At 60.4% G+C, this 13,273-nt stretch carries 12 protein-coding genes; 10 read left to right on the forward strand and 2 right to left on the reverse strand.

Annotation, left to right across the window (positions count from 1 at the left end):
• Positions 1-11: 11 nt before the first annotated feature.
• Entirely contained in the window at positions 12-893 is an 882-nt protein-coding gene (locus tag ACZ6YA_RS23280) for a ChaN family lipoprotein (protein ID WP_465899813.1), read from the forward strand.
• 183 nt (positions 894-1,076) lie between these two features.
• On the opposite strand, the gene ACZ6YA_RS23285 is transcribed toward ACZ6YA_RS23280, so the two are convergent.
• Together ACZ6YA_RS23285 and ACZ6YA_RS23290 are read right to left on the reverse strand one after the other, a co-directional pair.
• Positions 1,077-1,355, reverse strand: a complete 279-nt coding sequence (locus ACZ6YA_RS23285; protein WP_400798416.1) for a TfoX/Sxy family protein — start codon at positions 1,353-1,355, stop codon at positions 1,077-1,079.
• Between the two features lie 176 nt (positions 1,356-1,531).
• On the reverse strand, positions 1,532-3,094 hold the full coding sequence (locus ACZ6YA_RS23290) for a bifunctional aminoglycoside phosphotransferase/ATP-binding protein (protein ID WP_465899815.1): 1,563 nt from the start codon (positions 3,092-3,094) through the stop codon (positions 1,532-1,534).
• A gap of 117 nt (positions 3,095-3,211) precedes the next feature.
• Between ACZ6YA_RS23290 and mrcB the strand changes: the two genes are divergently transcribed.
• The 9 genes from mrcB (at position 3,212) to msrQ (ending at position 13,071) form a co-directional block, all read left to right on the forward strand.
• A complete protein-coding gene (gene mrcB, locus ACZ6YA_RS23295) occupies positions 3,212-5,533 on the forward strand; it encodes a penicillin-binding protein 1B (protein WP_400798410.1) in 2,322 nt (773 codons plus the stop codon).
• Between the two features lie 15 nt (positions 5,534-5,548).
• Positions 5,549-6,337 carry a tetratricopeptide repeat protein gene (locus ACZ6YA_RS23300; RefSeq protein ID WP_465899818.1) on the forward strand — a complete coding sequence of 263 codons (789 nt, stop codon included), beginning with the start codon at positions 5,549-5,551 and terminating at the stop codon, positions 6,335-6,337.
• A complete protein-coding gene (locus ACZ6YA_RS23305) occupies positions 6,337-6,669 on the forward strand; it encodes a YqcC family protein (RefSeq protein ID WP_465899820.1) in 333 nt (110 codons plus the stop codon). The genes ACZ6YA_RS23300 and ACZ6YA_RS23305 overlap by 1 nt, the downstream gene beginning before the upstream one ends.
• A 408-nt stretch (positions 6,670-7,077) precedes the next feature.
• On the forward strand, positions 7,078-8,802 hold the full coding sequence (locus ACZ6YA_RS23310) for an acetolactate synthase 3 large subunit (RefSeq protein WP_465899822.1): 1,725 nt from the start codon (positions 7,078-7,080) through the stop codon (positions 8,800-8,802).
• 1 nt (position 8,803) lies between these two features.
• Complete coding sequence (ilvN, locus tag ACZ6YA_RS23315) at positions 8,804-9,295, forward strand: acetolactate synthase small subunit (RefSeq protein ID WP_003250040.1); 492 nt, start codon at positions 8,804-8,806, stop codon at positions 9,293-9,295.
• A gap of 55 nt (positions 9,296-9,350) precedes the next feature.
• Positions 9,351-10,367, forward strand: coding sequence for a ketol-acid reductoisomerase (gene ilvC / locus ACZ6YA_RS23320; RefSeq protein ID WP_465899824.1), 1,017 nt, complete (start codon positions 9,351-9,353; stop codon positions 10,365-10,367).
• Between the two features lie 149 nt (positions 10,368-10,516).
• Complete coding sequence (gene pssA, locus ACZ6YA_RS23325; protein WP_400798398.1) at positions 10,517-11,368, forward strand: CDP-diacylglycerol--serine O-phosphatidyltransferase; 852 nt, start codon at positions 10,517-10,519, stop codon at positions 11,366-11,368.
• Between the two features lie 78 nt (positions 11,369-11,446).
• Positions 11,447-12,460 carry a protein-methionine-sulfoxide reductase catalytic subunit MsrP gene (msrP, locus tag ACZ6YA_RS23330; RefSeq protein WP_465899826.1) on the forward strand — a complete coding sequence of 338 codons (1,014 nt, stop codon included), beginning with the start codon at positions 11,447-11,449 and terminating at the stop codon, positions 12,458-12,460.
• The gene (gene msrQ / locus ACZ6YA_RS23335) at positions 12,460-13,071 is read left to right on the forward strand and encodes a protein-methionine-sulfoxide reductase heme-binding subunit MsrQ (protein WP_465899828.1); all 612 of its coding nucleotides are present in this window, start codon (positions 12,460-12,462) and stop codon (positions 13,069-13,071) included. Before msrP ends, msrQ begins: the two co-directional genes overlap by 1 nt.
• Positions 13,072-13,273 lie beyond the last annotated feature (202 nt).

The raw sequence follows: 13,273 nt of genomic DNA on the forward strand, positions 1-13,273 counted from the left end.
AGGCATTGTCGATGCGCGCTCCATTGCTGTCTGGTCTTGTGTTGTGCCTGGCATTGGCTGGCTGTCAGGCCAGCTTGCCGCCGTTGCCGGCCTGGCAGAGCAGCGAGGGGCGCGACAGCACCCAGCTGGGGCAAATCCACGATCTGGCCAGCGGCAATGTCATCAGCCCCGAACAGTTGGTCCGGCAATTGGCCAGCGTACCGCGCGTGCTGGTGGGTGAAAAACATGACAATCCCGACCATCACGCCCTGCAACTCTGGTTGATGCGAGCCTTGCAGGCCGAGCGCCCTCAGGGGAGCCTGCTGCTGGAGATGCTGCAACCTGAGCAGCAACCCCAGGTCGACGCGCTCCAAGCCCAGGCCCAGCTGCCGGAAGATCTGCCCAAGGCGCTGGCGTGGCAGGAGGGCTGGGACTGGCAGCTGTATGGGCCAATCGTGCGCGAAGCATTGGGTAGCCACACTCCGCTGCTGGCGGCCAACCTGTCGTTGAGCGAAATGCGCCAGGCCTATCGGCAGCCGACGCCCTTGTCGGGGGCGCAATCCGATGCACCGGCGGTGAAGGCGGCACTGCTTGAGCAGGTGCGGGCTGGTCATTGTAATTTGCTTCCGGAAAGCCAACTTCCAGCCATGCTGGCTGTGCAGCAACAGCGTGATCGGCGTATCGCCGAGCGGTTGTTGGCAGCGCCTCGGCCGGCGTTGCTGTTTACCGGCGCGTACCACGCACGCAAGGACTTGGGCGTGCCATTGCATCTGGCTGACTTGGGCGCGAAAGGGCAGAGTAAGGTTTTGTTACTGGCCGAGGTGGGTGAGCAGGTAGAGGCGGGTATGGCCGACTACGTGTGGTACACGCCAGCGACACCGGAGCAGGATTACTGCGCGCAGTTGCGCAAATAACTCGCTACCGAATTTCAGGCAAAAAAAGACCCGGCAAAAATGCCGGGTCAATAACCGTGATTAGCCTGATGAGGAGATAATCTGAGAGTCCGAACCAGGGGCTTTCAGGTTATCCAACCAGTCTCGCGACCAGTTGTGATAATCATAACGATTCTCATTTCAACGTCAATCCCCTTGGTAGATTTATTTCATATTTTTTTGCGCTGGGCATTTCGCGTCGAGTTGTTGATTGAGCGCTTCTTTGCGCTCGGCCGGCAAATCGTTCCAGTGCATGTCCAAAAGCGCGCCCTCAATGGCGTAGAGCAACACCTTCGACGCCCGGAATCCTCGCGTTTTCACGGCCTGATAGGCACCCACCGCGCCGAGCCGACGCAAATCCGACGCACTGTGAATACCGGCCGCATGCAACCACTGCGCGGAGGTCTTGCCAAGATTCTTCAGATGCTGCAATTCATCGTTCATCGAGCCTCCTTGCGATGGCTGAACGGGTCTTGGAGTTAAATCGCGAGCAGGTCAGAAAGGAGTGTAGCGGGGGTTGGGAAATGCGCGGCCTTTTGCCATCGGGGGCGACGAGATGCCCTGTTTGCGGGGGGAGTGGGTTCGGAGCGGCCGAGCGCCGCCCCGAATTCAAGTTGGGCTTATAGGCCTGGCAGGCGTTGACGGATCTGATCGATTACTTTGTCCATGCTACCGGCGTCCTGGGTATCGACACGCGTGCTCTGCTGCAGCTCAATCTCATCGAGCGGCTCACGGCCGGCCTGCTGCGCCTTGACCACTTCCAGGGTGGCGTCGGACGGGTCGGTATTTTCTGCCTGACGCTGCTCCAGCCAGCTGGCAATCACCGCTTCTGGGGCCTGGCAGTCGAGGATCAGGAACGGCACACCGGTTTCGCTGGCGACCTGAGCCGCGGCCTTGCGCTGTTCGCGCTTGAGGTAGGTGGCATCGAGCACTACCGGGAAACCAGCGCGCAAAATGATCGCGGCCAGTTGATGCAGGCGCTGGTAGGTGGCGGCGTTGGCGTCCTGGCCATAGATGCCGGCTTGCAACTCGCCAGCCAGGGCTTGCTGCTGCTCACCGAACAGGCGCTTGCGCTCCACGTCCGAACGCACACGCACGGCGCCCAGTGCTTCGACCAGGCGCATGGCCACATGGCTCTTGCCCACGGCCGAGACACCCTGGGTGACAGCCAGCAGGCGTGACGGGATGGCGCTGTAGCTTTCGGCCAGGTTGGCGTAGTTGCGGTAGGTGCGCAGGCTGGTGGCGCGCTGCACGCCGTCGGCATCGGCGGGCATGCTGAACAGGGCGATCTTGGCGCGGACCAAGGCACGGTAAGCCTTGTAGAAATTGAGCACTTCGAGGCCTTCGTAGTCGCCGGTCAGCTCCAGGTACTGGCTGACGAAGCGACGTGCCAGGCACTTAAGGCCGCGGTCTTCAAGGTCCATGGCGAGGAAGCCAGTGTCGGCCCAGACGTCGGTCTTGCGGAACGGTTCGTTGAATTCGATGCAGTCGAAGATCACGACCTGGCCATCGATCACGGTGGCATTGCCCAAATGAATGTCGCCATGGCATTCGCGGATGAAACCATTGGCCTTGCGTGCAGCGAACAGGCCTTCAAGGCGCTCGAAGCTGCTGCGCGCCCATGCCTGTAGGTTATCCAACTGCTGCAGGTCGGATTTATCGCTGAGGAATGGGCGAATCTGCTCGAAGTTCTGCTCGACCGGCGCCATGACGCTTTCAGGTGAGCCGAACGGTTGGTCGGCAGGCACTACCGGAGTCTGCAGGTGGAACTCGGCGATCTGCTTGGCCAACTGATCGATGTGGCTGGCGTTCAGTTCACCATTGGCTTGCAGGGTATTGAGCATCTGGCCCTGAGGGAACTGGCGCATCTTCAGCGCGTATTCGATCGCCACGCCTTCACCGCCAATTTGTGGGGCCTCGGCGCTGCCGGTGATAGGCAAAACATCCAGGTACAGGCCTTCGGTCAGGCGTTGGTTCAGGCGTAACTCTTCGCTACAGAAATGCTGGCGCTGGTCCAGGCCAGTGAAGTCGAGGAAGCCGAAATTCATCGGCTTCTTGATCTTGTAGGCGTATTCGCCGGTGAGCAGAACCCAGGAGATATGGGTCTCGATGAGCTGGAACCCGTCCACGGGGTGAGGGTAGAGGGCAGGGTTCTGCAATGCTGTGATCAAGGCTTGGCTCACGGGAAATCCTTCCGGGGGCAGGGAATTCGAAGGCGACATTATGGTCAATGGTGCCGCCCCTGCCTACCGCCAGAGGGCGCCTGCCCAGCCTTTACAAAGTGCGTATAATCCGCCGCCATGACTCGAACCCGAAATTCCCGTACCCCTCAGAAACGCCCGACCGGCCGCTCGCGCGCCTGGCTGGGCTGGGCTTTGAAGCTCAGCCTGGTTGGCCTGGTGATCGTCGCCGGCTTCGCGGTTTACCTCGATGCCATCGTCCAGGAGAAGTTCTCCGGCAAGCGCTGGACCATCCCGGCCAAGGTGTACGCTCGGCCGCTGGAGCTGTTCGTCGGCCAGAAACTGAGTAAAAACGACTTCCTCACCGAACTCGACGCGCTTGGCTACCGGCGTGAGAGTGCGGCCAATGGCCCGGGCGCTGCGGCCGTCAACGGCAATACCGTCGACCTGAACACCCGCGGCTTCCAGTTCTACGAGGGCATGGAGCCTGCGCAGTTCGTGCGGGTGCGCTTCTCTGGCGATTACGTCGCGGGGTTGTCCGGCGCCAACAACGGCAAGCTCGATGTGGTGCGTCTCGAACCGTTGATGATTGGCGGTATCTACCCGAAGAACCTCGAAGACCGCATCCTGATCAAGATCGACCAGGTGCCGCCGTACCTGCTCGAAACCCTGGTGGCCACGGAAGACCGCGACTTCTACAGCCACTTCGGTGTGTCGCCCAAGTCCATCGCCCGTGCGATGTGGGTCAATACCTCGGCCGGCTCAATGCGCCAGGGCGGCAGTACTTTGACCCAGCAGTTGGTAAAGAACTTCTACCTGACCAGCGAGCGCAGCCTCAGCCGCAAGGCGACCGAAGCGATGATGGCCGTGCTTTTGGAAATGCACTACGACAAGCGCGAAATCCTCGAGGCCTACCTCAACGAAGTGTTCGTCGGCCAGGATGGCCAGCGCGCGGTGCATGGCTTCGGCCTGGCCAGCCAGTTCTTCTTCAGCCAGCCGCTGGCGGAGCTGAAGCTGCACCAGATCGCCTTGCTGGTGGGCATGGTCAAAGGGCCGTCCTACTACAACCCGCGGCGCTACCCCGAGCGCGCATTGGCGCGGCGTAACCTTGTTCTGGACCTGGTGGCCGAGCAGGGCGTGGCCAGCCAGGAAGCGGTCGATGCGGCGAAGAAGATGCCGTTGGGCGTGACCAAGCGTGGCAGCCTGGCCGACAGCTCGTTCCCGGCCTTCCTCGACCTGGTCAAGCGGCAGCTGCGCCAGGACTACCGTGATGAAGACTTGACCGAAGAAGGCCTGCGCATCTTCACCAGTTTCGACCCGATCCTGCAGATGAAGGCCGAAACCTCGATGAACGAGACGTTCAAGCGTCTGGCAGGACGCAAAGGTTCCGACGCAGTCGAGTCGGCCATGGTCGTGACCAACCCGGAAACCGGGGAGGTGCAGGCGCTGATCGGCAGCCGTCAGTCCGGCTTTGCCGGCTTCAACCGTGCCATCGACGCCGTGCGGCCAATCGGCTCGCTGGTCAAACCGGCCGTCTACCTGACCGCGCTGGAGCAGCCGAGCAAGTACACCCTGACCAGTTGGGTACAAGACGAACCATTCTCGGTCAAAGGTGCCAACGGTCAAGTGTGGCGCCCACAGAACTACGACCGCCGCCCGCATGGCACTATTTACCTGTACCAGGGCCTGGCCAACTCTTACAACCTGTCGACGGCCAAGTTGGGCCTTGAAGTGGGCGTGCCCAATGTCATCAAGACCATCGGTCGGCTGGGTGTGAACGTCGATTGGCCAGCCTTCCCGGCGATGCTGTTGGGGGCTGGAGGCATGTCGCCGATGCAAGTGGCGACCATGTACCAGACCATCGCCAATGGTGGCTTCAACACGCCGATGCGCGGCATCCGCAGCGTGCTCACCGCCGAAGGCGAGCCGCTCAAACGTTACCCGTTCCAGATCCAGCAGACCTTCGACCCGGGGTCTATTTACCTGGTGCAGAACGCCATGCAGCGCGTGATGCGCGAAGGTACTGGCCGCTCGGTGTACAACGTGCTGCCCAGCTCGCTGACCCTGGCGGGCAAGACCGGCACCAGTAACGACTCGCGTGACAGCTGGTTCTCCGGCTTCAGCCAGGACCTGCTGGCCGTGGTGTGGATGGGCCGTGACGACAACGGCAAGACCCCGTTCACCGGTGCCACCGGCGCCCTGCAGGTATGGACCAGCTTCATGAAGAAGGCCGATCCGCTGCCACTGGACATGCCGCAACCGGACAACGTCGTGCAAGCCTGGATCGACCCATATAGCGGGCAAGGTTCCGACGGAAGCTGTCCGGGAGCGGTGCAGATGCCGTATATTCGCGGGAGCGAACCGCCCGCCGGCGCAACCTGTGGCGGCGAGCAGAATCCGGCAGAATCGGTCATGGACTGGGTCAAAGGCTGGATGAATTAAGCCCTGGCAGCATTGATGAGGTGTGAAGTGAATAAGTGGTTGTTTCCTGCCGTGACGGCACTGGTGGTGCTCCAGGGTTGCTCCAGCGTTCAGCGTGGCAACATCCCGGTGGTCGATTCGAGCACGCGCGTGTCCAACAGCGAGCGCGTGGCCGCCAACCGATCGGCGGCCGGCATGAGCAACGGCACTTCGCAGGCGCAGTCGCTGCCCGAAGATTCGGGCGTGACCGTGATGATTCCGCAAGGTGCGGGTGCCACGGGCATCCAGGCGTTCCCTGCGGGTAACGGTGCGGCGCCAATCAGTACCACACCGATCACGACTGGGCCGGTCACCTCGGCACCGATGACGACCAATCCCAACCCGATCGCCGACGAACCCTTCGACATCGCTTCGATGAGCAATGCCCCGGCCGCGACCAGCGCACCCACCGGCATTCCGCGCAGCGGTGCGGCAGCCGGCGGCCTGTCGGCTGACGAGCAGCTCGATGGTCCGGTGCTGGCGCTGCTGACCACTGCCCAATCTCAACAGGGCAGTGGTGACTTCAACGGTGCCTCGTCCAGCCTGGAGCGCGCCCAGCGCATCGCCCCGCGCGAGCCGCAAGTGCTGTTCCGCCTGGCCCAGGTTCGGCTGTCGCAAGGTGACGCCGCACAAGCCGAGCAGCTGGCACGCCGTGCCCTGACCTACGCCAACGGTCGCCCCGACCTGCAGGCCGAGCTGTGGAACACCATCGCCCAGGCCCGGGAAAAGCAGGGCGATAGCGCGGGTGCCGCACTGGCTCGGCAAAAGGCGCGGGTCAATTCGTGATGATCGAGCAACGTATCCTGGATATCGCCGACCACCTGCTGCTCATCGAGCGTGAACTGATCGTGCAGGGCTGGTGGCAAGACGAGCCGCCAAGCGACGAAGCACTGGAAAGCACCGTGCCGTTTGCCGTCGATACCATGAGCTTCGAGCAGTGGCTGCAGTGGATCTTCCTGCCCCGCATGAAGATCATCATCGAGCTGGGGCATCCGCTACCCAGCGCCTCCGGCATTCTGGTGATGGCCGAGACCGTGTTCGTCGACCGGCCGGAGCAAAGCCGCGAGCTGCGCCGGCTGCTAGCAGAGTTTGATCAATTGATCGCTGCTTCCGCCTGATTTCTTCTCTTTTTCCATCAAGGGCCGCAGATTGTGGCCCTTTTTTATGTAAAACGTATTAATTCTGCTGCTGACTAGGTTTTTAGTGGTGGCAAGAATTCATCTTGAGGAAAAATTGGCAATAATTTTTCTTGACTTGTAGCTGCCAAATCACAAGAATCCAGATTCCGCTGTAGAGGGACTGCCAGAAGCAGACCCGCTAAGCAGATCATGAGGTGCACACCCGCGCCGACCTGTTACACCCCGCAACGCGTTACCTCGCGCTGGGTGGGATAACCCCGCAACACTCTGGGGCGCTCCCAATACTTGCTCAGTCAGTGCTGACGTTCGCTCATGCTCTGCTTGGCAGTAAACCTATTAAGACCCGTCCACTAGGGACGGTATTCTGGCGTTTTAGAGGTGAACAACGTGGAGCTTTTATCTGGCGCTGAGATGGTCGTCCGCTTCTTGCGTGACGAAGGCGTTAAGCACATCTACGGGTACCCTGGTGGTGCTCTCCTGCATGTTTATGACGCCCTGTTCAAGGAACCGGAAGTCGAGCACATCCTGGTTCGTCACGAACAGGCCGCAACCCATATGGCGGACGGCTACGCCCGCGCCACCGGCAAGGCCGGTGTGGTGCTGGTAACCTCCGGCCCAGGCGCGACCAATGCCATCACCGGTATTGCCACCGCCTACATGGACTCGATTCCAATGGTCATCTTGTCCGGCCAGGTGCCTAGCACCATGGTGGGTACCGATGCCTTCCAGGAAACCGACATGATCGGTATCTCGCGGCCGATCGTGAAGCACAGCTTCATGATCAAGAATGCCACCGAGATCCCTGAAGTTCTGAAAAAAGCCTTCTACCTGGCGCAATCCGGCCGTCCAGGCCCGGTCGTGGTCGACATTCCAAAAGATATGACCAACCCGGCCGAGAAGTTCGAGTACGTCTATCCGAAGAAGGTCAAGCTGCGCTCCTACAGCCCGGCGGTCCGTGGCCACTCCGGCCAGATCCGCAAGGCAGCCGAGATGCTGCTGGCGGCCAAGCGTCCGATCGTTTATGCCGGTGGCGGCGTGATCCTCGGCGGCGGCTCCGAAGCCCTCACCGAAATCGCCAAGTCGCTCAACCTGCCGGTCACCAATACCCTCATGGGCCTTGGCTGCTTCCCAGGGACCGACCGCCAGTTCGTCGGCATGCTCGGCATGCACGGCAGCTACACCGCCAACATGGCCATGCACAATGCCGACGTGATCTTCGCCGTCGGTGCGCGTTTCGATGACCGCGTGGTCAACGGCCCGGCCAAGTTCTGCCCGAACGCCAAGATCATCCACATCGACATCGACCCGGCGTCGATCTCCAAGATGATCAAGGCCGATGTGCCTATCGTCGGCCCGGTCGACAGCGTGCTCAACGAGATGCTCGGTATCCTCAAGGAAATCGGTGAGCAGCCAGACAAGGCCGCGGCCGAAGCCTGGTGGAAGCAGATTGACGAGTGGCGTGGCGACGGCGACCTGTTCCCCTACAACAAGGGCGACGGCAGCGTCATCAAGCCGCAGACCGTGATCGAGACCCTCTGCGAAGTGACCCATGGCGACGCCTTCGTCACCTCCGACGTCGGTCAGCACCAGATGTTCGCGGCGCAGTACTACCGCTTCAACAAGCCGAACCGCTGGATCAACTCCGGTGGCCTGGGCACCATGGGCTTCGGTTTCCCGGCGGCCATGGGCATCAAGCTCAACTTCCCGGATCAGGATGTGGCCTGCGTGACTGGCGAAGGCAGCATCCAGATGAACATCCAGGAGCTGTCCACCTGCATGCAGTACGGTCTGCCGGTGAAGATCGTCAACATGAACAACGGTGTGTTGGGCATGGTCCGCCAGTGGCAGGACATGGCCTACAACGGTCGCCACTCGCACTCCTACGTCGAGTCGCTGCCTGACTTCGTCAAGTTGGCCGAGGCCTATGGCCATGTGGGTATCCGCATCACCAGCCTGAAGGACCTCAAGCCGAAGCTGGAAGAAGCGTTTGCGATGAAAGACCGGCTGGTATTCATCGACATCGCGATCGACCGCACCGAGCACGTCTATCCGATGCAGATCAAGGATGGCTCGATGCGTGACATGTGGCTGAGCAAGACGGAGCGTACCTGATATGCGGCACATCATTTCCCTGCTGCTGGAAAACGAACCCGGTGCTCTGTCCCGTGTGGTCGGCCTGTTTTCCCAGCGCAACTACAACATTGAAAGCCTGACCGTGGCGCCGACCGAAGACCCGACCCTGTCGCGTCTGACGCTGACCACCGTTGGCCATGACGAAGTGATCGAACAGATCACCAAGAACCTCAACAAGCTGGTCGAAGTGGTCAAGCTTGTCGACCTGTCGGAAAGTGCTCACATCGAGCGCGAACTGATGCTGGTCAAGGTCAAGGCCACCGGTGCCCAGCGTGCCGAGATCAAGCGCACCACGGATATTTTCCGTGGCCAGATCGTCGATGTGACCGCCAGCGTGTACACCGTACAACTGAGCGGTACCAGCGACAAACTGGACAGCTTCATCCAGGCCATCGGCACTGCATCGATTCTCGAAACCGTGCGCAGCGGCGTCACCGGCATTGCCCGTGGCGACAAAGTGCTCAGCATCTAAATTCAAAAATTAGCGATGGCTCCGCAGGGGCCGAGATATAACCAGGGGTATTTTCATGAAAGTTTTCTACGATAAAGACTGCGACCTTTCCATCATCCAGGGTAAGAAAGTCGCCATCATCGGTTACGGTTCCCAGGGCCACGCCCAGGCGTGCAACCTGAAAGACTCCGGTGTAGACGTTACCGTCGGTCTGCGTAAAGGTTCGGCCACCGTTGCCAAGGCAGAAGCCCACGGCCTGAAAGTTGCCGACGTTGCCACCGCTGTCGCTGCGGCCGACCTGGTGATGATCCTGACCCCGGACGAGTTCCAGGGCGCGCTGTACAAGGACGAGATCGAGCCGAACATCAAGAAGGGCGCTACCCTGGCCTTCTCCCACGGCTTCTCGATCCACTACAACCAGGTCAAGCCACGTGCCGACCTCGACGTGATCATGATCGCGCCGAAAGCCCCGGGCCACACCGTGCGTTCCGAGTTCGTCAAAGGCGGCGGTATCCCTGACCTCATCGCGATCTACCAGGATGCCTCGGGCAACGCCAAGAACGTCGCCCTGTCCTACGCTTCGGGCGTTGGCGGCGGCCGTACCGGCATTATCGAAACCACCTTCAAGGACGAGACCGAAACCGATCTGTTCGGTGAACAGGCTGTTCTGTGCGGCGGTACTGTCGAGCTGGTCAAAGCCGGTTTCGAAACCCTGGTCGAAGCGGGCTACGCGCCAGAAATGGCCTACTTCGAGTGCCTGCACGAACTGAAGCTGATCGTTGACCTCATGTACGAAGGCGGCATCGCCAACATGAACTACTCGATCTCCAACAACGCCGAATATGGCGAGTACGTCACCGGCCCGGAAGTCATCAACGAAGAATCCCGCAAGGCCATGCGCAACGCTCTGAAGCGCATCCAGGACGGCGAATACGCGAAGATGTTCATCTCCGAAGGTGCCACCAACTACCCATCGATGACCGCCAAGCGCCGCAACAACAAGGCTCACGGCATCGAAGTCATCGGCGAGCAACTGCGCTCGATGATGCCGTGGATTTCGGCCAACAAAATCGTCGACCAGACCAAGAACTAAGTCTGATCGGATGATGAAAAACGCGGCTTCGGCCGCGTTTTTTCGTTCTGGCGGTCAGCATCTGGTATAAAGCAGACCAGTGGCCTGCCGTCAGAACCGTTTTCGCGGGCCCGTTTCGACCATTTTCCATCTGTTGCAAGGTACCCTCCATGAGCGAACGTCCCGAAGAGCCGAACAAGCCCTCCGACGCCGAAAGCCTGCTACCTGTCGATGAGCACGTTGAAGAAGGGCATGACGCCGAAGGGCGCAAGGTGCGCCACCGCGGCATCTATCTGTTGCCCAACCTGTTTACCACCGCCAACCTGTTTGCCGGTTTCTATTCCATCATCAACTCGATGAGCGCACAGAGCGCCCTGAGTGCGGGTGACCCGCGCGAGGCGAGCAAGTACTTCGCCTTTGCCGCCATCGCCATTTTCGTGGCCATGGTGCTGGATGGCCTCGATGGCCGTGTCGCACGCATGACCAATACCCAGAGCGCTTTCGGTGCCGAGTACGACTCGCTGTCGGACATGGTCGCCTTCGGGGTGGCTCCGGCCTTGCTGGCCTTCGGCTGGGCTCTGGGCGACATGGGCAAGGTCGGCTGGATGGTCGCCTTCATCTATGTGGCCGGTGCTGCATTGCGCCTGGCGCGATTCAATACCCAGGTCGGTACTGCCGACAAACGCTACTTCATCGGCTTGGCCAGCCCAGCTGCCGCGGGTGTGGTCGCGGGTACCGTATGGGCCTTCAGTGACTATGGTATCCAGGGCTCCAAGCTGTCGTTCCTGGTGGCGCTGTTGGTTGCCGCAGCCGGCATGCTGATGGTCAGCAACATCAAGTACAACAGCTTCAAGGAGCTGGACCTCAAGGGGCGTGTTCCCTTTGTCGCGATCCTCGCCGTGGTATTGGTGTTCGCGGTGGTGTTCAGCGACCCGCCACGCATCCTGCTGCTGATCTTCCTTGCCTACGCGGCATCCGGGCCGATCCAGTACCTGCTGCGCGGCCGTCGGCGCAAAGCGTGACAATGATTTAATGCTGGAATAACCCTCAGGCTCCATAGTCTTACTGGTACATCCGTCATCCAGTGCTATGGAGCCGCCATGCTCATCAAGCTTCCCCGGTCGTCCGACTGCAAGGCATCGGAGATCACCCCCGAAGGCATCTATCTTTCCCGTCGCACCCTGCTAGGTGGGTCGCTCGCCGGCCTTGCCCTGGGCGCGGTGCCGTTTGCCGCGCGAGCGGCCGAGGCATCGCGTTACGCAGATGTCGAGGTCGGTGTGCCGCCTGCCTGGTTCAGCGACAAGGTCGCCGGCACGCGCTGGCAGGCTGTGACGGTCAAGGACGAGGCGATCACGCCGTTCAAGGATGCTACTCACTACAACAACTTCTATGAATTCGGGCCTGACAAGGGCGACCCGGCAGCCAATGGTGGCAGCCTGAAAACCGAGCCCTGGTCGGTTGTGGTTGATGGCGAGGTCGGCAAGCCCGGACGTTACGCGCTGGAAGACTTCGTAAAGCCTTATGCGCTTGAAGAGCGGATCTATCGACTGCGTTGCGTGGAAGCCTGGTCGATGGTCATTCCCTGGTTGGGCTTTCCATTGGCCGAGGTGCTCAAGCACGTCCAGCCGACTTCAAAGGCCCGTTATGTGCGCTTCGAAACTCTGCAAGATCCACAGCATATGCCAGGGCAGCGTTCGGGCTTCGCGTTGATCAAATGGCCTTACGAAGAAGGTTTACGCCTGGATGAAGCGATGAACCCGCTCGCCATCCTGGCCGTCGGCATGTATGGGCGCGAGCTGCCCAACCAGAACGGTGCGCCGCTGCGTCTGGTGGTGCCGTGGAAGTACGGGTTCAAGAGTATCAAGTCAATCGTGCGGATCAGCCTGGTCGCCGAGCAGCCGCGCACTACCTGGGAGAGCCTGGCTCCCGATGAATATGGCTTCTATGCCAATGTGAACCCTGAGGTCGACCACCCGCGCTGGAGCCAGGCGCGCGAGCGGCGATTGCCCAGCGGCCTGTTCAGCCCAAATGTGCGGCAGACACAAATGTTCAATGGCTATGCCGATGAAGTGGCGTCGCTGTATGCCGGCCTCGACCTGCGGAAGAACTACTGATGCGTTACCCCTGGTTTCGCCTGGCCATCTTTATAGTGGGGTGCCTGTTTCCGCTCTGGTGGCTGTATGAAGCGGCGATGAGCCTGCTCGGGCCGGATCCGGGCAAAATCCTGATGGATCGGCTGGGGCTGGGGGCGTTGATCTTCCTTTTGATCACGCTGAGCATGACGCCGCTGCAGAAACTGACGGGGTGGTCGGGCTGGATCCTGGTACGGCGGCAGCTGGGGTTATGGAGCTTTGCTTATATAGTGCTGCACATCCTTTGCTACCTGTTCTTTATCCTGGGGCTGGACTGGGGGCAGTTTGCTGTCGAGCTGCGCAAGCGGCCGTATATTATTGTGGGTGCACTGGCGTTCCTTGGCTTGCTGGCGTTGGCGGTGACTTCAAATCGCTACAGTCAGCGCCGACTGGGCGCGCGTTGGAAAAAGCTGCACAAGCTGGTGTATGTGATTCTGGGCTTGGGCTTGCTGCACTTCCTTTGGATCGTGCGCTCGGACCTAAGGGAGTGGGCGATCTATGCATTTATAGGTGCCGTGCTGCTAGGGTTGCGTGTTCCGGCAATAGCCAGGCGTATTCCGCGCGTCATCGGTGGGCGGAGGAGGGCGGTTTGAAACATTAATGAAATTAAGCCTTGACGCACTTTTAAATCCCCTTATAATGCGCCCCACTTCCAGCGACAACGGAACGAGAAACTCCTTGAAATTCAACGAGTTACTTAATTCTGGCGGTGCTGAAAGTGCTTCGATCGTCTGATCGATAGCGGTTGAAAAGGTGGTTGACAGCGCTTCTAAACGCTGTAGAATTCGCCTCCCG

The sequence above is a fragment of the Pseudomonas sp. NPDC090752 genome (genome assembly GCF_055584805.1).

What these genes read in the sequence shown, in the direction of transcription:
- ACZ6YA_RS23280 (WP_465899813.1), top strand. Translation starts at nt 12, where the DNA reads ATGCGCGCTCCATTGCTGTCTGGTCTTGTGTTGTGCCTGGCATTGGCT.
- msrQ (WP_465899828.1), top strand. Translation starts at nt 12,460, where the DNA reads ATGCGTTACCCCTGGTTTCGCCTGGCCATCTTTATAGTGGGGTGCCTG.
- ACZ6YA_RS23300 (WP_465899818.1), top strand. Translation starts at nt 5,549, where the DNA reads ATGAGGTGTGAAGTGAATAAGTGGTTGTTTCCTGCCGTGACGGCACTG.
- ACZ6YA_RS23305 (WP_465899820.1), top strand. Translation starts at nt 6,337, where the DNA reads ATGATCGAGCAACGTATCCTGGATATCGCCGACCACCTGCTGCTCATC.
- ilvN (WP_003250040.1), top strand. Translation starts at nt 8,804, where the DNA reads ATGCGGCACATCATTTCCCTGCTGCTGGAAAACGAACCCGGTGCTCTG.
- pssA (WP_400798398.1), top strand. Translation starts at nt 10,517, where the DNA reads ATGAGCGAACGTCCCGAAGAGCCGAACAAGCCCTCCGACGCCGAAAGC.
- mrcB (WP_400798410.1), top strand. Translation starts at nt 3,212, where the DNA reads ATGACTCGAACCCGAAATTCCCGTACCCCTCAGAAACGCCCGACCGGC.
- msrP (WP_465899826.1), top strand. Translation starts at nt 11,447, where the DNA reads ATGCTCATCAAGCTTCCCCGGTCGTCCGACTGCAAGGCATCGGAGATC.
- ACZ6YA_RS23285 (WP_400798416.1), bottom strand. Translation starts at nt 1,355, where the DNA reads ATGAACGATGAATTGCAGCATCTGAAGAATCTTGGCAAGACCTCCGCG.
- ilvC (WP_465899824.1), top strand. Translation starts at nt 9,351, where the DNA reads ATGAAAGTTTTCTACGATAAAGACTGCGACCTTTCCATCATCCAGGGT.